General features: G+C 64.0%; 17 protein-coding genes. 4 read left to right on the plus strand and 13 right to left on the minus strand.

What is annotated here, in order from left to right:
- Positions 1–103: 103 nt before the first annotated feature.
- Together ACOFKT_RS08555 and ACOFKT_RS08560 are read right to left on the minus strand one after the other, a co-directional pair.
- Complete coding sequence (locus ACOFKT_RS08555) at positions 104–688, minus strand: LemA family protein (protein WP_419806976.1); 585 nt, start codon at positions 686–688, stop codon at positions 104–106.
- Positions 689–745: 57 nt separating this feature from the next.
- Positions 746–1,606, minus strand: a complete 861-nt coding sequence (locus ACOFKT_RS08560) for a TPM domain-containing protein (protein WP_419806977.1) — start codon at positions 1,604–1,606, stop codon at positions 746–748.
- Positions 1,607–1,943: 337 nt separating this feature from the next.
- Here ACOFKT_RS08560 and ACOFKT_RS08565 point away from each other — a divergent pair, with 337 nt between their 5' ends.
- Positions 1,944–4,031, plus strand: coding sequence for a S9 family peptidase (locus tag ACOFKT_RS08565; RefSeq protein WP_419806978.1), 2,088 nt, complete (start codon positions 1,944–1,946; stop codon positions 4,029–4,031).
- Here the strand turns inward: ACOFKT_RS08565 and ACOFKT_RS08570 are convergent.
- The 5 genes from ACOFKT_RS08570 to ACOFKT_RS08590 are packed head-to-tail and all read right to left on the minus strand — an operon-like array spanning position 4,028 to position 8,002.
- Entirely contained in the window at positions 4,028–4,432 is a 405-nt protein-coding gene (locus ACOFKT_RS08570) for a type II toxin-antitoxin system VapC family toxin (protein ID WP_419806979.1), read from the minus strand. The two genes, ACOFKT_RS08565 and ACOFKT_RS08570, sit on opposite strands and share 4 nt — an antisense overlap.
- A complete protein-coding gene (locus ACOFKT_RS08575; protein WP_419806980.1) occupies positions 4,426–4,695 on the minus strand; it encodes a type II toxin-antitoxin system VapB family antitoxin in 270 nt (89 codons plus the stop codon). Before ACOFKT_RS08575 ends, ACOFKT_RS08570 begins: the two co-directional genes overlap by 7 nt.
- A gap of 27 nt (positions 4,696–4,722) precedes the next feature.
- A complete protein-coding gene (locus ACOFKT_RS08580) occupies positions 4,723–6,630 on the minus strand; it encodes an ABC transporter ATP-binding protein (protein ID WP_419806981.1) in 1,908 nt (635 codons plus the stop codon).
- Positions 6,631–6,686: 56 nt separating this feature from the next.
- The gene (locus tag ACOFKT_RS08585; RefSeq protein WP_419806982.1) at positions 6,687–7,070 is read right to left on the minus strand and encodes a hypothetical protein; all 384 of its coding nucleotides are present in this window, start codon (positions 7,068–7,070) and stop codon (positions 6,687–6,689) included.
- 8 nt (positions 7,071–7,078) lie between these two features.
- Positions 7,079–8,002, minus strand: coding sequence for an SCO family protein (locus ACOFKT_RS08590; RefSeq protein ID WP_419806983.1), 924 nt, complete (start codon positions 8,000–8,002; stop codon positions 7,079–7,081).
- A 96-nt stretch (positions 8,003–8,098) separates the two neighbouring features.
- Here ACOFKT_RS08590 and ACOFKT_RS08595 point away from each other — a divergent pair, with 96 nt between their 5' ends.
- The 3 genes from ACOFKT_RS08595 to ACOFKT_RS08605 are packed head-to-tail and all read left to right on the plus strand — an operon-like array spanning position 8,099 to position 15,627.
- On the plus strand, positions 8,099–9,298 hold the full coding sequence (locus tag ACOFKT_RS08595) for an MFS transporter (protein ID WP_419806984.1): 1,200 nt from the start codon (positions 8,099–8,101) through the stop codon (positions 9,296–9,298).
- Positions 9,299–9,331: 33 nt separating this feature from the next.
- The gene (locus ACOFKT_RS08600) at positions 9,332–12,046 is read left to right on the plus strand and encodes a PD-(D/E)XK nuclease family protein (RefSeq protein WP_419806985.1); all 2,715 of its coding nucleotides are present in this window, start codon (positions 9,332–9,334) and stop codon (positions 12,044–12,046) included.
- Positions 12,043–15,627, plus strand: a complete 3,585-nt coding sequence (locus tag ACOFKT_RS08605) for a UvrD-helicase domain-containing protein (protein ID WP_419806986.1) — start codon at positions 12,043–12,045, stop codon at positions 15,625–15,627. Before ACOFKT_RS08600 ends, ACOFKT_RS08605 begins: the two co-directional genes overlap by 4 nt.
- Before the next feature lie 323 nt (positions 15,628–15,950).
- Here ACOFKT_RS08605 and phoU read toward each other — a convergent pair whose 3' ends face one another.
- The 6 genes from phoU to ACOFKT_RS08635 all read right to left on the minus strand — a co-directional run bounded on the left by phoU (position 15,951) and on the right by ACOFKT_RS08635 (position 21,935).
- On the minus strand, positions 15,951–16,658 hold the full coding sequence (gene phoU, locus ACOFKT_RS08610) for a phosphate signaling complex protein PhoU (RefSeq protein WP_419806987.1): 708 nt from the start codon (positions 16,656–16,658) through the stop codon (positions 15,951–15,953).
- On the minus strand, positions 16,658–17,416 hold the full coding sequence (pstB, locus tag ACOFKT_RS08615; RefSeq protein WP_419806988.1) for a phosphate ABC transporter ATP-binding protein PstB: 759 nt from the start codon (positions 17,414–17,416) through the stop codon (positions 16,658–16,660). Before pstB ends, phoU begins: the two co-directional genes overlap by 1 nt.
- 3 nt (positions 17,417–17,419) lie before the next feature.
- Positions 17,420–18,340 (minus strand): phosphate ABC transporter permease PstA, encoded by a 921-nt coding sequence (gene pstA / locus ACOFKT_RS08620; protein ID WP_419806989.1) that lies wholly within the window; start codon positions 18,338–18,340, stop codon positions 17,420–17,422.
- A complete protein-coding gene (pstC, locus tag ACOFKT_RS08625; protein ID WP_419806990.1) occupies positions 18,337–19,386 on the minus strand; it encodes a phosphate ABC transporter permease subunit PstC in 1,050 nt (349 codons plus the stop codon). Before pstC ends, pstA begins: the two co-directional genes overlap by 4 nt.
- 87 nt (positions 19,387–19,473) lie before the next feature.
- Complete coding sequence (gene pstS, locus ACOFKT_RS08630) at positions 19,474–20,535, minus strand: phosphate ABC transporter substrate-binding protein PstS (RefSeq protein ID WP_419806991.1); 1,062 nt, start codon at positions 20,533–20,535, stop codon at positions 19,474–19,476.
- Positions 20,532–21,935, minus strand: a complete 1,404-nt coding sequence (locus ACOFKT_RS08635) for a sensor histidine kinase (protein ID WP_419806992.1) — start codon at positions 21,933–21,935, stop codon at positions 20,532–20,534. The genes pstS and ACOFKT_RS08635 overlap by 4 nt, the downstream gene beginning before the upstream one ends.
- Positions 21,936–21,974: the final 39 nt, after the last annotated feature.

The raw sequence follows: 21,974 nt of genomic DNA on the forward strand, positions 1-21,974 counted from the left end.
GCGTCATCCTGAGCGCAGCGAAGATCCACTTCGTCCCCGCCCAAGTCCGCATTCAACGCAAAAGGGCCGGCATCCGCCAACCCTCTGCCTCGACAAAGCCTGGCTACGACCCGAAGTCCACCTTCGGCGCCGCCGTCGAGCCCGGATCCGCCGCAAAGTATCCCGTCTTCTTCTGGAAGCCACCGATGCTTGCCCACACGCTGTTCGGAAACACCGAGATCGTGTTGTTGTAATCCAGAATGGATTGGTTGTACCGTCGCCGCGCCACCGCGATGCGGTTCTCCGTCCCGCTCAGCTCATCTTCCAGCCGCAGAAATTGCTGATTGCTCTTCAGGTCCGGATAATTTTCCTGCATGCGCAACAGCGGCAAAATCGCCGTGTTCAGGCGGTCGTTGGCCGCAAGCTTTTCGTTCGGAGTTTGCGCCTGCAGCAAACCTGACCGTGCCTGCGCGATGGCGGTGATGATCTGCGTCTCCACCTTGGCGTACTGCTTTACCGTGCTCACCAGGTTTGGAATCAGATCCGCACGCCGTTGCAGCTGAATCCCAATCTCACTCGAAGCCTCGTCCACACCATTGCTCTTTACCGCCATGCTGTTCCGGGCAGACACATAGCTGCCACCGACCAGCAGCACTCCCAACAGCAGAATCACTACCACCGCAATCGCAGCTATCGTTCCCTTACGCATCGTCCCTCGCTCCGTATTTCCTTGCAACATCTGTGCCACGATCAACCCCCGTAGACCTTACCAACCACCACCGGCTCCACCGCCGCCAGAGCTGCCGCCGTCTCCACCACCGCCGTCAAAGCCGCCGCTGTCCCCGCCGCCCCAGCCACCGCCGCCATCACTCCCACCGCCGTCCCCGCCGCTCCAGCCGCCACCTCCGCCGCCGCCCCAACTGCGTCCGCCTCCCAGCAGATTTCCAAGAAGCAGGCCCGAAAGGAAACCGCCACCGCCACCGAAGCCACCACCGCCCCGGCCACCCCGGCCGCCGCGAAACAGCATAATCACGATGAACACGATAAACAGTACGCCGAACAGCCCGAAGCCACCGCCGCCGCTCCCAGAGCCTTCGCGATGGTACGTGTGACGCGGCTGCGTGTCGAGGGTAACGCCGGCATCCTTCGCGATCACATCCGAAATCTCGTTGACCCCGGTACGCACCGCTCCGTCATAGTTGGCGGCCTGTAAATCCGGCACCATGTCACGGCCGATGTCGCCCGTCTTGCCGTCCGGCAAAATGCCTTCCAGCCCGTACCCGATCTCGATCCAGCGCTTGTGGTCTTCAATGGAAAACACCATCAAGACGCCGCGGTCCTTCTTGCCCGGATTCCACTTCGCAAACAGCTCGTTGGCGAATTGCTCCACCGGCTCGTCGTCATCGATCTTGTGAATGGTGACGACCAGCACGCGGGCCTTAGCCTGATCGTTCACGCTCTTCAGTAGGGCGTTCAGGTCGCTCTGCGTGTCGCTGTTCAGCACGCCGGCCAGATCGTTTACATAGTTTGCCGGCGGCCCGATCGTCTTCACGGACTCCGCGTGCAACACCGGCAACAGCCACGCCAGGCAGCACAGCAGCATAACGAACAGGCGCGATTGCCTCATGACCACAACCATGGATGATACGCGTCCACCGGTCGAGAGGTTCCGCGGTACGCTGGAAAATCCGTGTCAAGCCCCTTTGCGCCCCGCACGAACCTAAGTAGAAGTCCTCAAAGGGTTTGTACACGCAAAAAAGTTGGCATGCCTCCCCCATTCCATCTCTTATCCTGAAAGGGATAGGACCATGCCGTCAGAGGAAATCTCCAGGGCATCGGCCAGCAGCTTGTAAATGCCTCCATCACAGGAACTTACGCGTAAGATCCTGCGGTAGAAGAACTTAGCTTTGTATCACATGCGGAAGTCGAGTCGAATGAAGATCTTGGAAAATGAACTAGGGGGGATGGCTGTCCAGGCGCAGCCACCCGTAGCCCGCCGTGAGCCGCACCCAACCCACATTCACGGTCAAACGCTTGAAGACGACTATTTCTGGCTGCGCAACAAAGATTCCGAAGAAGTCCTCGACTACCTGCGCGCGGAAAACACCTACACCGCCGCCGAAATGGCCGGCACCGAGCCGCTACAAGAGCAGCTCTACCGCGAGATGCTCTCGCACATCAAGGAAACCGACACCAGCGTCCCCTACCGCGACGGCGACTGGTTTTATTACACCCACACGGTCGAGGGCCTGCAGTACCCCATCCATTGCCGCCGCCACGCGAACCCCGCGCGCGAGTATGATCCCAACGCGCCGGAAGAAGTGCTGCTCGACGTAAACCAGCTCGCCACCGACAAGCCCTTCATGTCCCTCGGCGCGCTCTCCGTCAGCCCAGACAGCAACCTGCTCGCCTACACGACAGACGACACCGGCTTTCGCCAGTACACGCTGCACGTGAAAGACTTGCGCACCGGCGATCTGCTGCCCGACACCGCCGAGCGCGTCGGCTCCATCGCTTGGACACCTGACTCCGCGATGCTCTTCTACTCCGTCGAGGACGAACAGACCAAGCGCCAGCACCAGGTCTTCCGCCACAAACTTGGCGATCCCGCCTCAAGCAATGCCCTCATCTACGAAGAAGCCGACGAGCGCTTCAACGTCGGCGTCGGCCGCACCCGCGACCGCAAATACATCCTGATCGAGTGCGGCAGCCACACGACAAGTGAATATCGCTACGTGGAAGCCAACACGCCCACCGAGCAGTTTCGCCTGCTCGCCGAACGCGTGCCCGACCAGGAGTACTACCCCGACCACCGCGATGGCCTCTTCTACATTCGCGTCAACGACACCGCTAAGAACTTCCGCGTCATCACCGCACCCGTCAACGATCCCTCCCGCGAATCATGGACCGAACTTCTGCCCGAACAGGCCGACGTTCCAGTCGACGACTTCGAACTCTTCCAGAACTTCGCTGTCGCTGCGGAAATTGTCAACGGACTCGACCGCCTGCGCGTCTACCACTTCGACCATGACATCCTGAACACCGCGTCGCCGCAGACCGTTGAATTTCCCGAGCCCGCCTACAGCGCCGGCCTCCACGTGAATCGCGAGTTCGACGCCACCGGCTTTCGTTACAGCTACCAATCGCTCGTCTCGCCGGCGTCTGTCTTCCTCTACGATGTCGCCACAGCACAGAGCACATTGCTCAAGCAGCAGGAGGTCCCCGGCAACTTCGACCGCGAGCGCTATGCCTCCGAGCGCGTGTGGATCACCGCTGAATACGGCGTACGCGTCCCCGTCTCACTCGTCTACAAGCGCGATGCCTTTCACAAGGACGGCGCGAACCCGCTCTACCTTTACGGTTACGGATCCTACGGCTACGGCCTGCCCATCGGCTTTTCCGCCACGCGGCTCGCCCTGCTGGATCGCGGCATCGTCTATGGCTATGCGCACATTCGCGGCGGCGGCGACCTGGGCGACGCATGGCACGACGCGGGCAAAATGATGCAAAAGCGCAATACGTTTACCGACTTCATCAGTTGCGCCGAGCAGCTTGTTGCGCAAGGCTACGGTGCGCGTGACAAAGTCGTCATCGAAGGCGGCAGCGCCGGTGGCCTGCTCATGGGCGCCGTTGTCAACATGCGCCCCGACCTTTTTCGCATCGTGCTCTCGCACGTCCCATTCGTCGACGTGATGAACACCATGCTCGACGCCTCGCTGCCACTCACCGTCGCCGAATACGAGGAGTGGGGAAATCCGAACGAGCCGGAAGCGTTCGCTTACATGCGCAGCTACTCGCCCTACGACAACCTGCAGCCCGGCGCCTACCCCGCCACGCTCGTCAAGACCAGCCTGAACGACTCACAGGTCATGTACTGGGAACCCGCAAAGTTCATCGCGAAACTTCGCACATTGAAAACGAACCACGATCGGCCCTTGCTGCTGCACACCAACATGGACGCAGGCCACGGCGGCGCATCCGGCCGCTACGACTACCTGAAGGAACTCGCGCTCGACTATTCTTTCGTTCTTAAGGAGCTTGGCCTCGACTAGGTCGGCTTCCACCAGTCCACAATCCTTACATCCGTCAGATTGAAATCGTTACCTTTAAAAAGCAGCGGCTCGCCCTGCGCTTTCGCCAGCACATAACTGAAGCAATCACCAAAATTGAGCTTCGCGGGATGCCGTCCCTTGCCAAACCTTCGGAAAGCTTCTCCGGCTATCTCGGCTTGCAGCGCCGTAACAGGCAACACACTCGCGTCAAGGCTGGAAATCAGCTCTGTGACCGCAAACGGATGTGCCTGTCGGCTTCGACCCAAGTAGACGATAGTTGTTTCCAACAACACCGCTGCCGATAAGAGGCGGCGCGTGTCGTTGCGGATAACACGATCATGTAGCACTGCTTCCGGTTCAGCTAATAACAAGGCCACCAATACGGAGGTGTCAATCACCATGCCGACGGTTGTTCCGGTGCTCCTGTTTCGTCGTACCCAAGCAACTCGTCGTCACTTTTGGAATAATCCACCGTTCCCGCCACACGCTGCTGAATTTCACGAATCCTAGTCCAATCAATCTCACGTGGATGGTCTTGCGAACGGAACTGATCGAGACGCTCCCGAACCGCAGCCGCGATAGCCTCTTCCAGAGAGACTCCCGTTGCTTCCGCGAGTCGCTTTACATCGCGTTCCAACTCAGGACTCATCACCAGCGTTGCCATGCCAGCAGTCTACTCCTGCGCGAGCACTTACCCCGCCACCGGCTCCGGCACCACGTCACCCTCGCCCGGCGCCAAAAACAAGTTCGTCTCAAGCCCGTGCTGCTTGTCGTACAGCTCGCGGTACCGCCCATGCAGGTGGAAGAGCTCGTCATGATTCCCGCGCTCCACAATCCTTCCCTGCTCGACGACCAGGATCTGGTCTGCGTTCCGGATCGTCGACAACCGGTGCGCGATCACAAACGTCGTACGCCCCTGCATCAGGTAGCTCAACCCGTGCTGGATCATCGCCTCGCTCTCGCTGTCCAGTGAACTCGTCGCCTCATCCAGAATCAAAATGCGCGGGTCCGCCAGGATCGCGCGCGCGATGGAGAGCCGCTGCCGCTGGCCTCCGCTCAGCTTCACCCCGCGCTCGCCAACAATCGTTCCGTACCCCTCGTCAAAGCGGTCCACGAATTCATCCACACGTGCAATCTGGCACGCCCGCCGAAATTCATCCTCAGTTGCCTCGGGTCGCGAAAACAGGATATTGTCGCGCACCGTGCCGTCGAACAAAAATGTCTCCTGCAGCACCACGCCAAGCTGCGAACGATAGCTGCGCAGGTCCACCGTTGCCAGATCCACGCCGTCCACCAGCACGGCGCCCTCATTCGCGTCGTGAAACGCGCACACCAGCGAGATGATCGTCGACTTACCCGATCCCGACGAACCGACCAGCGCTGTCACCGTCCCCGGCTTCGCCTCAAAGCTGATGTCGTGCAGCACCGGCTTGGCCGCCTCATACTCAAAGCCGACATCCTCAAAGCGCACGTCGCCTTGCAAAACCGGCAGCTTCACGGCGCGGCGCGGGTCACCATTCTCCTCGCGTTCGCCCATGATCTCGCTGGTGCGATCCAGCCCCGCGAACGCCTCGGTAATCTGCGTTCCGATCGATACCAGGCCCGCCACCGGCGCGATCATGAACGCCAGAAACAGCGTATAAGTCACATAGCCGCCCGTCGTCAGCGAACCCGCGACCACCTGCCGCGCGCCCAGCCACATGATCAGCGCGCCCACCACGCCCAGCACCGACGTGCTTGACAGCGACATCACCGACTGCGCCGTCAACGTGCGCAGCACATTCTCAAGCAGACGGCCGGCGTTGCCCGCAAACACGCGAGCCTCGCTCTCTTCCGCGTGGTACCCCTTGATCACGCGTACCCCGCCCAGCGACTCCGTCAGGCGCCCCGTCACCTCGGCATTCAGCTTGGCGCGCTCCCGAAAGATCGGCCGGATCGTTTTGAACGCCTTGCCCAGAATGACGGCGAAAATCACCATCACGCAAAACGTCAACACCGTCATGCGAACCGACAGGAACAGCAGGTAACCGAAGGCGAACAAAGCAGTCAGCAGCCCGCCCACAAACTCAACCAGGCCCGTGCCGATCAGGTTGCGCACGCCTTCCACGTCCGTCATAATGCGCGCCACCAGGTTGCCCGTGCGATTCGCGTCATAGAACGCGACCGGCAGCCTGCCAACGTGCTGCTGCACCTGCACGCGCAGATCCGTAATCAGCCTTTGCCCAGCCTTCGACAGTATCTGCGTCAGCGCATACGACGTGACACCCTGCAGCAGCGTCGCGATAAGCACCGCGCCCACGATCCAGGGCAGCAGACCCAGGCGGTGCTGACGCATCACGCCGTCGATCAGGTATCGCGTGGATGCCGGCAGCACCAGGCCACTCGCCCGGTTCACAATCATGATCAGAAAGCTGCCGGCGATCAGCCCGCGCCGCGGCCGCATCAGCTTCTTCACCTCGGGCCAGACCTTGCGCAGGCTCGGCTTCGGTTTTGCCGCAGTCATCTCCGCTGAAACGGAACGTGCAGCGTTGCGCGCGGGCCGCTCCGCCCGCGTTTCCCTGCCGCCACTACCAAGTGAGCCGTGCCCAAACGATCCCATGTGTTTCTGATTGGATGTGTCACACAGCCAAACGATACCGCCCGGTCAGGGGTCGGCTACGCCGTACGCGTAATTCGTGCCCGAATGAACGACCGCACGCACAATGCCGTGAACACCAGGCAAATCAGCGCCATCGCCATCGATTCTTCCACGGCGAGCGGGCGCAGCACCTGATCGGCATGCCCGGTCATCATTTTGACCGCTCCACCGACCGATCGCACAAACGGGAACAGAAATCCGATCAGCCCAAGCGTTACCGCGATGTGCATCCACAGCATGCGCCGCTTCGCATCCTCCGTGTTTGCCAACGCGCCGCACAACACCAGCGCCACACCGAAGTACGCCGGAATCAGCGTGGTCGGTGCTTGCGAAACACCGGCAAACACGCCACCGCCCAGCAGAATCAGCAACACACCCACAACCATCGTCAGCTTTGCCACGTTATCTCCTAAGCTTTCGCCGCTGCCTGCATCGCCCGCGCCACGTCGGCCGGCTTCCAATCATTTCCTGGATACCAGTCCACGATGCGCCCATCCTTGCCGATGAGCACGGTCGAAAGCGAGTGCTGTATCGCCGTGCCGCTTCCCGTCACACCCACGTCGAAGAACTGCTCCACCTTCGGCAGATCCGTCTGGCTCGGTGCCGCAAACTGCCAGTGATCAAACTTCTCCTGCGTGTACTTGCCCGTGTACGCGCCGCCATACGACCGCAGCACCGCTGGTGTGTCGTAAACCGGATCGAACGACACGGAAAGCAGGTCCGTTTTCGCGTATGTCGCCGGATCCTTCTGCAGGTTGGTGTTCACTTCGGCAAAATTACGGCTCATTTTCGGGCAAAAGTCGCTCAGCGGGCACCGCGTGTAGATAAACGTCAGCAGCACCGCCTTGCCACGCAGGTCGCTCAGGTGCATCGTCTTGCCGTCCTGGTTCAGTAGATCAAAGTTCTGAACGGAGTCGCCCTTCTTCGGCACGTTGTACTGCTTCTGCGGCACCGTATCGGGCCGCGCCTGCCCCACGATCACGATGTCTTTCAATCGCGCATGGTGAAAATCGCCGTCGCTGTCCTTGTCGACCAAGATCTGCGCGGAGATCGTGTCACCAGGGTGCAGCTCACCCAGCGCCGCCGCGTCCACGCTCTTGTAGGGCATCGTCATGGCTTCCATAAAGCCCGGCACGGCTTCGTGCGCCAACATCACCTCTTGCGTGCTCGGGTCCACGCTCAGCACGCGGCCACGCACGGGGTAGCTCGCCTCCGTCATGCCCGCGGGCACACCACTACTGCCCTCATGCCGGCAACCGGAAACGCTCGCCAGCCCCAGCATGAGTACACCGGACACGGTCGTGCGCAACACCCTTATCATCACGACTTCCATGATACGTCCGTGCCGGCCAGCCTTCGTTGCAGCCTGCTATCTTGATTCACGGGACGAGCATTTTGCCTGCAAAGGGTCGATGCCGGACACACACCTATGACTTCCACCCAGCGAGTGCAACCCGCTGACGCGACTGTGCGCGCCGAACGGGTACCCTCCGCAGCCCTGCTGCACTATGCCGCGCTGCTCTCCGGCTTCGGCACCGCCTTTCTCGGCCCATCGCTGCCCGCCATGACGGGGGCGCTGCACCTGTCTGACCGTGGCGCGGGCGCACTGCTCGCCGCACAGTTCACCGGGGCCTTTCTGGGTGGCTGGACGACCCGCACCCCCCTGCGCCGCTGCATGCTGCGGGGCTACACCGCGGCGGTGCTCGGCTTTGCGAGCCTGGCCGCGGCGCTGTTATCACACCTTCCGGCCGGTTTCACCCTTGCTGCCCTGCTTCTGCTCGGCTTCGGTGTGGGCCAGATCATCACGTCCAACAACCTGCTCGCCTCGCTGCGTTGGCCGCGCCGCCGCGGTGCCGCGCTGACTCTGCTCAACTTCACGTGGAGCGCCGGCGCGCTCTGTGCTCCTCTGCTGCTGCCCTCCTTGCTCGGAAGGCACGCGCCCGCGTTTATCTTCGCCGCCGTCGCCGCGCTGCTCGCCGCCGGCCTGCTCGGAACAGCACTCGCTTCGTCTGATGCAGCCACCCCGGTCGAAGCGCAGCAACCCGCAACGTCCGCAGCGGGCCTTTCGCGAAACACGTTCCTCTACTTCTGCCTACAACTCTTTCTCTATGGTGGCGTGGAGACCAGCCTGAGTGGATGGCTCACCACCTATGACCTGCGTTACACCGGCGCCACGGAGGCCTTCGCCGCCAGCACTGCCGCCTTCTGGTTCTGCCTGACCGGAACTCGCGCCGCAGCATCGGCCCTTCTGCTTCGCTTGCCGGAACGTCCCATGCTGCGCACCGGCCTGATCGTGACAATCTGCATGCTTGCCGCACTCCTCGCCTTTGGACACGGCCACCTTCTCCCGGTCCTCGCCGGCCTGACCGGCGCGGCCCTCGCGCCCTGGTTTCCCCTGCTCTTCTCCGGCCTGGTCGGGGAAGGCCCAACCGCCGCCCAGGCTGGCCGGATCGTCGCGGTTTCTGGCCTGGGTGCGGCCGCCCTGCCCTGGCTCGTAGGCCAGGTCTCCGCGGGCACGGGATCGCTTCGCGAAGCGCTGCTGCTGCCCATCGCAGGCACCATTGCGCTGCTTTTCCTCAGCTTCCGGCGAGCTCCGGCCCTGGCGAGGCCTCTGGAAAACGCGTCCTAAATTTCGCCTCGCACAAGCGTATAAAAGACGAAGATGCTTGCTGTCGTTGAACTACACCGGCTCGCCCAGCAAGGCGCGACGCTGCTCGTGCCCAACCTCCGGGTTGCGCGGCAGTTGCGTTCGCAGATCGCAGCGGAAGCGGCAGGGCAGGATCAGGCGGCAGCAATCTCCGAGCGCGTTCTCCATTGGCGCGCCTGGACCGCCGGTCTGTGGCAGCAGGCGCTCCTTCAGGGTCGCGACGAACGCATCCTCCTGCAACCGTTGCAGGAACGCCTGCTCTGGGAGCAGGTGCTCAATCGCGACGATCAGATCGAGCGCACCGACGCTTTGCTCGACCTGTGCCTTTCGGCGGCAACGCTGCTCCATCAGCACAACGCAGTTTCGGCTTTGCTGGCGGACCGCTCTGCCAGCCCCAACGGGGATGTCTCCCGTTTCGGTCGCTGGTTCCGCGCCTTTGACCGTCGTTGCCGTGACGAACTGCTCTTGCCCGCCGCGGCTCTGGAATCGGCCCTGGCCGATAGCTTCCCGCCCAGCAACTCGCCCCAGACGCTCATCCTTTGCAATCTCGCCGCTCTGTCCCCGGCGCAGGCCAGCCTGCTTGCAGCCTTGAAGACGCAGGGCTCGACGCTGATCGAGGCACCACACCGCGCTGTCGCCACGGCGAGCCCCGTCCTCCTCCGCTGCCGCGACGACCGGGACGAACTGCAAGCGCTTACAGAGCACCTCGCGCAAGCCCTCGCTGCTCCAGAGCGCCCCAGCATCGCGGTCGTCGTGCCGGACCTTTCCTCAGCGCGGGATCGCATCGACCGGACCCTGCGCGAGCATCTCCACTCCAGCTCTGGTATCGCGCTTCCCGACGAACGCCGGCCGCTTTGGGAGTTCTCCACCGGCCGCCCACTCGCCGCGACCGGCGTCATCGCCGACGCCCTGCACCTGCTCACCTGGACCACGCGTGAACTGGAAGGTGGCGAAATTTCGCTTCTGCTGCGGTCGCCGCACCTGGAATGGCCCGTTGACGCTGACACCGCGGCCTCGCTCGATGCGGCCCTGCTGCGTCGCCACCCGGACCTGCGCGGCACGTGGAGTCCCCGCTCAGCCGCTTCAATCCTCCACAAACCCAGCCCTACCCTGGCCGCCGCACTCTTGCAGCGGACCAAAATATGGCCGGGACTTCACCAGGGCACCGGCAGCTTTACCGGCTTTGCCGAACGCGCCCGTCACATCCTCGGCGACTTCGGCTGGTTCCGCTCCGGGCAGCGTACCAGCTCCGAATTTCAGGCGGTTACCCGTTTCGAAAACCTGCTGGACGGTCTCGCGGCGCTCGACCTCATTCCCGGCGAGCCGTTGAGCTGGTCGGACTTTATCCACCGGCTGACCGCGGCCGCCCGCGCCACCAGGTTTGCACCGGAAAACACCGGCGCACCCATCCAGTTCCTCACCCCCGACGAAAGCACGGGGGTCGAGTCCGGCGATCTCTGGGTCGTGCATGCCGGCGAGGATCAGTGGAACAGCCGCGCCACCCAGCACCCTCTTCTGCCCGCTCACTTGCAGCGCCGTCACGGCATGCCCGGCACCGATCCCGCGCTCGATCAGTCCCGCTTTCGCGAGCAGGTCGAACGCATCGCGCGGATCGCACCCACCGCCACCTTCAGCTACGCACATGCCTGCGAAGCAGGCGAGCAGCGCCCCGCAACCGCAGCCTCCTCCCTGCCCGGGCTGCAGTTCCGCGAGGCGGATCCGGCGGGCACCCTCGAACGCGTGCACGCCAGCGCCGATCTTCAGGTGTTCCAGGACGGCGCACTGGTTCCACTCACTCTGGGCGACGATCTCAGTCCCATCTCGGGCGGCGTCAGCACGCTGCAAAGCCAGGCTGCATGCGCCTTTCGCGCCTTCGCCGAGCGCCGTCTCGGCTCCGCCACGCTCGACACGCGCGACCTCGGCATGGACGCGCGCGACCGCGGCAGCCTTCTGCATACCGCGCTGCAAATCTTCTGGGGAGAAACACAGGACAGCAAGACGCTCCACCGGCTCATTGCGGAAGAGAAGCTCACCCCGGCCGTCCAACGCGCCGTCGATCTCGCCCTCCGCACACACCGCGACCCCTCCGATCGCTGGTCCGAGGCATACCTCCAGATCCAGCGAATTCGCCTTGAATCGCTCCTAGATCGCTGGCTCCGCAAGGAAGCCGAACGCCCACCTTTTCGCATTGCCTCCCTTGAACGCGAAATGACCGTCACGGTCGGCGGCCTGCCGCTCACCGTGCGCGTCGACCGCATCGACGAGGTCACCCTTCCCGACGGCACCAGAGCGCACGTGATCATCGACTACAAAACCGGCCTGCCCTCCGCGAACAAATGGGAGGGTGACCGCCCCGAAGAGCCGCAGCTTCCGCTTTACGCAACCTCCGCGATGCCGCAACTCGGCAATCCAGGTGGCGAGGACAATGCCCCCGTTGGTGCTATCGCGTTTGCCGTGATCCGCGCCGGTGACAAGCTCGAATTCGTCAGCGCACCGCGTAAATCTGCCTGGCTCTCCAGCGAAGCCAAGGCAAGCACCGCAACTCTTGACGCCGAACTGGAGAGTTGGCGGCAGACGCTGCAAAGCCTTGCGGAAGACTTCGCCGCCGGCACAGCCACAGTCGGCCCAAAGGAGTATCCCGCGACCTGCCGCTTCTGCGACCAGCGCCTGCTCTGCCGCCTGAATCCCGCACTGCTCGACGCCGAGGACCCGGCCGAGGTGGATGCATGAGCGCCACCATCCTGGAGTTTCCGGCATTGAACCACGCGCCCACAGTACCCGAAGTAGCGGATGCCCGTGAACGCTGCGCCGCGCTCAACCCCGAACAGTCCTTCCTCGTCGAAGCCCCGGCCGGCTCTGGAAAGACCGGTCTGCTCGTGCAGCGCCTGCTCAAGCTGCTCTGCCGCGTCGAGCGTCCCGAGTCCGTCCTCGCCCTCACCTTTACCAACAAGGCCACCGCGGAGATGCGCGAGCGCGTGCTCAAGGCACTCGACCTGGTCCCACGCGATCCAGACACGCTCAGCGACTTCGACCGCACCACCCGCGATCTCGCCACCGACCTTCTGCACCATGACCGCGCCCACGGCTGGAATCTGCAGCAGAACAGCCATCGTCTCAACATTCGCACCATCGATTCGCTCTGCGGCGAGATCGCCCGCTCACTGCCGCTCTCCGCCGGCGCTATCGGCCAGATGACTCCGGTCGAGAACGCGATGCCGCTCTACCGCCGCGCCGCCCGCGCCGTAACGCTGCGCCTCGGCGACGACAACCACGTCCTCAACGATGCCCTCCGCACTGTGCTTCTGCGCCGCGATGCCGACCTGCAGAATTGCGAAGCTCTGCTGGCGCAAATGCTCAGCACCCGCGAACAGTGGGGCCGCCTCATCCCGCTCACGCCCGGCGAACTCACCGACGAGTTCCTCGATCGTGAAGTGAAGCCCCGCCTCGACCGCACGCTGGAGTCCATCGTCTGCGGTGTCCTCACCACGCTGCAGCAGACCTTTCCCGCCGATCTGCTAGACGAGCTCACCGGGCTTGCCTCGCAGCTTGCACAAGCAGATGGCTACAACGGCAGCGACAACCCGTTCGCACCTTGCGCCAACCTGCGTACCCCACCCGGCACGCACCATAGCGAGGCCGAACACTGGGCCCTGCTTGCCAGGCTGCTACTCAACGCCAGCAGCCCTTACTCGTGGCGCAAGAGCATGGCCGTCAACCATCTCGGTTTCGTTACCAACGCGCCACAAAAGAAACGCCTGCTCGCGCTCATCGAAGCGCTCTCCACCAACGACACCCTCCACGCCCAGCTCTGCAACCTCCGAAACCTGCCCCCCGCCAGCATGCCAGCCGAAGACTGGCACATGACCAAGGCGCTCTTTCATCTCCTCCACTTTGCCCTGCTCGAACTCCACACCATTTTTCGCGACACCAAGACGTGCGACTTCACCGAGCGCTCCATCGCCGCCCGCGCCGCACTCGAGTCCACCGAGCCCGGCCAAGCCGCCCGCGCCCTCGAAAGCATGGACCTCCAGCACCTGCTGGTAGATGAAATGCAGGACACCTCCAGCGCGCAATACGAGTTGCTTGAGGCCTTGACCAACGGCTGGGGCGGCCAACGCCGCACCGTGTTCCTCGTCGGCGACCCCAAGCAGTCCATCTATCTCTTTCGCCAGGCGCGCGTCGAGCGCTTCCTCAGTAGCATGCAGAGCGGCAGCCTCGGCGGCGTCCCGCTCACCACCTTGCGGCTCACTACCAACTTCCGCTCCTCCGCGCCACTCGTCCGCGAGTTCAACCAGATCTTCGGACCCATTTTCCAGGCCGCCGGTGACGGTGCAATTCCGTACACCGCCGCGACCGCGTCCCGCACGGCCGAAGCCGGCAAACTGCACTGGCACATCGACCCGCTCTGGGGCGACCACGGGCACGAAAGCCGGCGCGACAGCCGCAAACTTGTGCAGCGCGAGCAGGCCGCGCACATCGTCCACACCATCCACCACCTGCGCGAAGAGGCCCCCGCCGGCTCTCCACCCACGTTCGCCGTCCTTGTCCGCGCCCGCGAACACGCCGCACCCATCACCCGGCTGCTGCGCGAGTCCGGCATCCCATTCCGCGGAGTCGAACTCGAACCGCTCGACGAGCGCCCCGAGGTGCTCGATACCCTGGCCCTCACCCGCGCTCTGCTGCATCCCGCGGACCGCGTTGCCTGGCTCGCCGTCCTGCGCGCACCATGGTGCGGCACCACGCTGGCCGATCTGCACCACCTCGCCGCGGCGGAAGCGCCCGGCAGCCGCACCCGCGCGCCGCGCAGGCTCTTCCGCGAGCATGCCGCTACCCTGCTACCCGCGGCACGGACCCGGATTCTCCGCACACTCGATACCCTCGACGAAGCCGTCCAGGCACTCGGCCGCATGCCCCTGGCCGAGCTTGTGGAGCGCACCGGCCGAGCCCTTGGCACCGATCTGTTCCGCACCGACGCCGAACGAACCAACGTCCGCCGCTTTCTCGAACTCCTGGAACAGGCGGAAGCCGAGCTCCGCCCGCTCGATGCCGACGATTTGCAAACCCGGCTCGCCCGGCTCTATGCCGAGCCCGACACCACCCCCGGCGCGGTCGACATCATGACCATCCACAAGGCCAAAGGCCTCGAGTGGGACGTCGTCTTCGTCCCCGAACTGCAGCGCGCCTCAGCCGGAAACTCGCAACGTCTTCTCGATTGGCTCGAAGTGCCTGCCACATCACCGGCGCAAGCGGGGGTCCTGCTCGCACCCATTCCACCGCGCGGCACCAAAGCCGCCGAGCTCGCCTGCTTCGTGCAAACCGCACGCCGCCGTCAGGAGCAGGCCGAAGTCGCCCGCCTCCTCTACGTTGTCACCACCCGTGCCCGCAAACAGCTCCACCTCTACGCCGCTCCCGCGCTCAAGAAAGACAGCAACGAGGTCATCCATCCCTCCGGCACCCTGCTCGACACAGCCTGGGCCGCCGCGGCATCACTGATCCAGGCGGAGGCCGCTGCACGGCAGAAGACGCCCGGCGAACTCGAACTGCTGCAAGCCAACGCAGACGACGCGGCAGAGGTCACGCGCGAACTCGCGGATCTCCGCCGCGTTCCCGACGGCTTCGATCCCGCGGCCCTGCAGCGTCCGCTCGTACTTTCTTGGCTGCACGCCAAAGCCACAGAAATTGCCAGCGCGGCCGGCTTGGAACAGGTCGACCGCCCGGAGGGTTCGCTCACCGCCCGCGCCCTCGGCACCGCAGTCCACCTCTTCCTCGATCAGCTCGCGCAACGGCTCGCCACAAATAGCGAAGCTTCGCCCAATTCCCTGCTCGCAGCGGTGAACGCCTGGCCAAACCGCATCCGTGCCACCCTGCGCAGCATGGGCACGCACGGCACCGCGCTTGAGCGCGACACGGCATCCGTCCTGCTCGCCCTTCGCAATACCATTCAGTTGGCGGAAGGTCTTTGGCTCCTACGGCCGCACGCGCGCGCGACCACCGAACAAGCTCTCACCCTCAACGACAGCACGAACGCGGCGGCCCGAACCCTGCGCCTGGACCGCAGCTTCATCGCAGGCCCGCACCCGGGCAGCAACGGTACGGACACTCTTTGGATCATCGACTACAAAACCGCGACCGCCGGCGCCACCCCCACAGAAGACTTTCTGAAACAGCAGCGTGAACACTATGCCCCGCAACTGCGCAACTATGCCCGCCTGCTCGCCGCGAATGCCAGCACACCACAACGCATCGTGCTCGCGCTCTTCTACCCAATGCTGCCCGCGCTCGACACCTGGCTGTACCAGCCTAACGAGTAGCAGGCGGTATAAAGCTCTGGGTCTATCGAGATCTTCAGTAGACCGCATCTGGAATAAGCAGCGGTCTAAGGTAGGGTCTGATGAATATGGTACGAGTAAAAACTTTGTCATTTCGACCGGAGCGCGTGCGCAGTGGAGAAACCTGCATTTTTTGCCGGTACCCGCAGCATATTGTGTGCGGAAAAGAATTCGTCAGACACTACCTAGCCCGCTGAATTTGCGCCTTTACTTTATTTGCTCTTCTCCACCGTCCCGCGTGATGGCCTCGTTGCTTGCACCGAAACCTGCATAATCAGAGGCAATCCACGGCACACGAAGCCTTGTTAAAAGATCGGCGCTACCCCGCTCTGCTCCTCCGGCAACGTCGCGTCGGTACCCACCCCATGGTGCCGCACATCGCTCCCGCTCACCCAGAAAATCACGTCCTCCGCGATGTTCGTCGCGTGATCCCCGACCCGCTCCAGGTTGCGCGCAATCATGATCGCGTTCAGTGCCTGCGGCGTTTCCGCCGGGTTCTGCTTGATCCGCTGGCTCAACGCCCGGAACGCCGCCCGGTTGATCTCATCCACTTCCGTGTCCAGCGCCAGCACGCGCTGTGCCAGCGCCGCGTCTCCGTCAATAAACGCCTCAATCGCCTTGCGCACCATCGCCGCCGCGAGCGTGCCCAGCTTCGGAATGTCCACCGGCAACTCGGCATCGCTCATCTGCGTCATCTCGCGGGCACGGATCGCGATGTTCACCGCCAGGTCGCCCACGCGCTCCAGGTCCGCATTGATCCGGATCACCGACAAAATGAACCGCAGATCTACCGCCATCGGCTGCTGCATCGCCAACAGGTCCAGCGCCGCTGCGTCGATCTCGCGCTCAAGCCGATTGATTGCCGGCTCCGACCGCCGCACCAGTTCCACCAGCGACATGTCGCGCGTACGGTACGCCTCGATCGCGCGCTGAATCGATTGCTCCGCAAACCCCGCCATCACCAGCAGCTTTTCTTTCAGCAGGTCCAGCGATTGATGAAACCGTGTCCGCATCAGCCGAACCTCCCCGTAATGTAGTCTTCGGTGCGCTTGTCGCTCGGGTTCGTAAAGATGCGGTCCGTGCGCCCAAACTCGACCAGCTTGCCCGAAAGAAAGAAGCCCGTTTCCTCCGCCACGCGCGCTGCCTGCTGCATTGAGTGCGTCACGATCACAATGGTGTACTCGTTCTTCAACTGAAAGATCAGGTCCTCGATCTTGCTGGTCGAAACCGGATCCAGCGCGCTCGCCGGCTCGTCCATCAGCAACACCTCCGGGTCCACTGCCAGCGCCCGCGCGATGCACATGCGCTGCTGCTGCCCGCCCGACAGCGACGCGCCGCTCTTCTTCCGCAGATCGTCTTTCACCTCGTCCCACAGCGCGGCCTGCTTCAGCGAACGCTCCACAATCCCGTCCAGCATCGCGCGATCACGGAACCCGTTCAGCCGCAGCCCGCTCGCCACGTTGTCATAAATCGACATGGTCGGGAACGGGTTCGGCCTTTGAAACACCATGCCCACGCGCCGCCGAACTTCCACCGGCTGCGCCTCGCGATAGATATCCACGCCGCCAATACGCACGGATCCGTCCACGCGCGCCACCGGGTTCGTCTCGTGCATCCGGTTCAGGCACCGCACAAACGTGCTCTTGCCGCAACCCGACGGCCCGATCAGCGCCGTCGCCGAGTTCGCCGCAATCTGCAGCGACACATCCTGCAGCGTGTGGGTCTCCCCGTACCACGCGTTCAGCCCGGCAGTTTCGATCGCGACGCCCATGCGCTACGTCCTTCCCCGCAGCGTCCCGCGGTTCGCCACGAAGCGCACCAGCGACACCGACGTCATGATCAGCACGATCAGCATCAGCGCTCCCGCCCAGGCCAGCCGGCGCTGCGCCGGATACGGGCTCATCGCGTAATTGAAGATCTGCAACGGCAGCGCCGCCGTGCTGCCCACCACTGAGCGCGGCCAAAACTGCGAACCGAACGCCGTAAACAGCAGCGGCGCCGTCTCACCCGCCACCCGCGCAAACGCCAGCATGCAACCGGTAATGATTCCGGCCGACGCCGTCCGCAGCGTCACCGACAACGTCGCGCGCCACTTCGGAATGCCCAGGCCCAGCGCCGCTTCACGCACCGAGTGCGGCACCGTTGCCAGCATCTCCTCGGTGGTCCGCGTCACCGTCGGCACCATCATGATGCCCAGCGCGATCCCGCCCGCCAACGCCGAAAAGGTCTTCATCGGCAGCACGATCAGCACATACGCGGCAATGCCAACCACAATCGACGGCACACCGTTCAACACGTCCGCCGTAAACCGCACCGCCGTCGCAATCGGCTTGCCCGCGCCGTACTCCGACAGGAACACGCCCGCGCCAATCCCCAGCGGAATCCCGAGCAGCGACGCGATCAGCAGTATTTCGCCCGAGCCCAGAATTGCATTCGCCATGCCACCGCCGCCCTGCGAAATCGGCCGCGGCAACTGCGTGAAGAACGCAAGACTCAGCGACGACGCCCCGCGCAGCACCAGGTACAGCAGAATCGCCACCAGCGGCAAAATCACCACCGCTGTGCAACCGACGGCCAACCACGTGAAGAAACGATCCTTCCGGGCTCGCGCCAGCGTTCCCCGCCCTTGCAAGCCGGTCCAGGCACCATGCTGATTCGCTGACACGCTGATGTGCTGACCCGCTGCTCCGCTCATGCGCGCGCCCCCGCGGCCGCATTGCGCGACACGCCCCACACCAGCAGCCGCGCGATTGCATTCACGGCAATGGTTAGCAGAAACAGCGCCAGGCCGATCTCAACCAGCGCGCTCACGTACAGATCGCCGGTCGCCTCGGTGAACTCATTCGCAATCACGCTAGCCAGCGTATACGAGGGCGCCAGCAGCGACCGGCTGATCGCCGGATGATTGCCGATCACCATCGTGACCGCCATCGTCTCACCCAGCGCTCGCCCCAGCCCCAGGATCACCGCACCCGCAATGCCCGCACGAGCGTTGCGCAGAACGCCCATGCGCACCATCTCCCACCGCGTCGCGCCGAGCGCCAGCACCGCCTCGCGCTGCGCGTCCGGCACCGCGCGCATTACGTCGCGCGCAATGGACGAGATCACCGGCAGCACCATAATGGCCAGCACCAGTCCCGCCGTCAGCAGGCCCACGCCAAAGTTCGGCCCGCGAAACAAACCGGTCCAACCCAGCGTCTTTTCCAGCGGCGGCCCGATCCAGTCCCGCACCAGCGGCACCAGCACCGCGATCGCCCACAGCCCATACACCACCGAAGGGATCGCTGCCAGCAGCTCCGTCAGGAACGACAGCGGTGCGCGCAGGCGCGCCGGACACATTTCCGTCAGAAACACCGCGACGCCCAGCGCCAGCGGAACCGCGATCGTTAGCGCTAACGCCGAGGTCAGCAGCGTCCCAAACAGAAACGGCAGCGCGCCGAACCTGCCCTGCACCGGGTTCCACCGCATTCCCACAAAGAAGCGCAATCCAAACGCATGCCACGCCGGAGCCGAACGCACCAGCAACACGCCCAGAATCAGCACTGCAATCACAAACACCGAGCAGGCACACAGCGCCATCGCCAGGCCAAACCCGCGGTCCAGCAGCCCACCGCCACCCCGCTCCTGCAAAAACCTGCGCGCGGATGATTCCTGAGACACGGCAAGCCCCGGCGCGGGCGCGGCAAAGGCCGTTTCCTGCGTCAGCGGAGCGGGTTCGAACGATGGGGCCGTGGTCGGCATTCCGGTTCCAACCAGCCTACGCGAACTGCATGAATCTGCCGTCAATATGGTGCACAGGTATTCTGCGCGATGCCAGCTTCGTAAGTGCTAACGCTGCAACTGTCTCAGGCTCGCCAGCACACGCGCCTGCAGCTCTGGCGGCAACGGCGCATAGTGCATGCCGGGCGCCAGCGACTCGCCCGTGGTCAGCATCCAGTGCAGAAAGTCCGCAATCACCGGCCCATGCCGCGGGTCCTTGGGACGGATCGGCACCAGCAGCCAGGTCAGCGAAGTCACCGGGTAACTCTCTGCTCCCGGCGGGTTCGTCAGCGACGCTCGAAAGTCTGCCGGGATCGCGCCCACCATCGCCTGCGCCGCCGCCGTTACCGACTCCGGCGTCGCCTTGACCCAGTGCCCAGCCAGATTCTGAATGCGCCCATACGTCATCCCGTTTTGCGCGGCGTAGTTCATCTCCACATAGCCGAAGCTGTACGGCGACTGCTCCACCATGCCACTCACACCCTCGCTGCCCTTTTCGCCGATCCCAATCGGCCACTCGACTGACGTCGCCCGTCCCACGCGGCTGGCCCAGGTCGTCGAGCACTTTGACAGAAAATCGGTCCACACAAACGTCGTCCCCGAGCCATCCGACCGGTACACCGGCAAGATCTCGTGATCCGGCAGCGCGACACCCGGGTTTTCCTTCACGATGCGCGGATCGTTCCAGCGCGTGATCGTTCCCAGATAGATGTCCGCGATCACCCCGGCGGAGAAATTCAGCTCACCCCGCACGCCGGGCAGGTGGTACACCGGCACCACCGCGCCCAGCACCGTGGGCACGTGCAGCACCTTGACCGGCGACGCCGCCATCTGCGCGTCCGTCATCGGGCCGTCCGTGCCGCCGAAGTCCAGAATGCCGTCCCGCACCTGCCGGATGCCGCCGCCCGACCCGATCGGCTGGTAATTAATCTCGACACCCGGGTGCTCGCGGTCATACAGCGCAAACCACTCTGAATAAATTGGATACGGAAAACTGGCACCCGCTCCGTTAATCACGCCCGGCGACGCCTGCGAGCCAGCCCGCCTGCACCCCGCCAGACCGCCGCACAGCAGCAGGGACGCACCGCCCAGCAGGGCCAAATGCCGGCAAACAGACCGAAGCTCCATCATGGGAGCGCCGCCGCGCTCACACCCTCAGAGATCACGGTGCCTTCATCAGCCCCAAGCTCCAGGACCGGCTGACCTTCCACTTCAACCCGCTTCTCGACCGCGACCGGCAGCGTGAACCGAAATTCCGCACCTTGCCCCAGGTCACTGTGCAGTGAAATTTTTCCGCCGCTTTCCTCGATCAGGTGCCGGGCAATTGCCAGTCCCAGCCCCGTCCCGCCGCTCTCGCGCGACCGCGCCTTGTCCACCCGGTAGAACCGCTCGAACAGCCTTCCGTGGTGCTCCATCGCGATCCCCGGCCCAAAATCGCGCACCCGGAACAGCACGGCACCGTCACCCTGATCTTCCGCCGCCACGACAATGCGCGCCTCCGAGCCATCAGCGGGCTTCCCGTATTTCGCCGCGTTCTCCAAGAGGTTCGCCAGCACCTGCTGCACGGCGATCTCATCGGCAAGCACCGGCGTCGCCGACGCCACCGCCACCTTAAGCCTGACCCCGGACACACCCGGCTGCCCGCGGAAATTCCGAACCGCATCCTCAATCAGCGCGTTCGCCGCTACCGAACGCCGCCAGGGCTTCCTGTCCGGTGCCTCCGTGCGCGCCAGTACCAGCAGATCCTCAGTCAGCCGCGACATCCGCTCCACGTTCTTCAGTACGATCTCAACCCACGGCTCTGCCTCCGGCGCAATCAAACCGCTGTCCAGTAGCGTCTCCGAATACCCCCGCACCGACGTCAGCGGCGTCCGCAGCTCATGCGACACATTCGCCACAAACTCTCGCTGCGCCCGCTCCACCGCCTCGGCCCGCGTCACATCCCGCAGCACCAGCACCGCACCGCCATTCGGCAGCGGTGCCGCGCTCACATCGAAGATGCGGCCCGGCAGCAGCGTGCTCGTTCGCAGATTCTTCGCGGCACGCTCCCCAACCACCCGCTCCACCAAGTCCAGCAGCGCCGGGTCCCGCAGCGTGTGCGCCAGCGAACGCCCCATGCGAATCACCGCGCCTAACCCGTGGTTATCCAGGATGCGACCCATCTCGGCGTTCGTCCAGGCGACGCGCCCGCCTGCGTCCACGCCCAACACACCGTCTTGCATGCCCTCCAGCAAGACCTCGAGTTGCAGCCGCTTGTCATCGGCAAGCTGAAGATCCTGCTGTGCCTGTGCCTCACGCGCGCGCTCCGTCTCCAGCACCGGTTGCAGCTCTTCCGCAACCGCCTGCCCGGCTCGTAGCGAACCGACCTCCCACCGCAACCGGCGCTGCAGCCAGCTACCCACGCCAAATGCCAGCACCACCGCGGCCGCAACTCCAAACAGCGGCCGCACCGTTGCAGCCGCAACTACCAGCAGCATCGCCGCCAGTGCGAGCAGGCGTGTGCTGGTTGTCAGCGATCGAAAGCGAAACACAGGCAAACTCCCAACTCACTTCGACGGAACCGGGGTGGG

The organism is Terriglobus sp. (assembly GCF_965201105.1).
GTDB lineage: Bacteria > Acidobacteriota > Terriglobia > Terriglobales > Acidobacteriaceae > Terriglobus.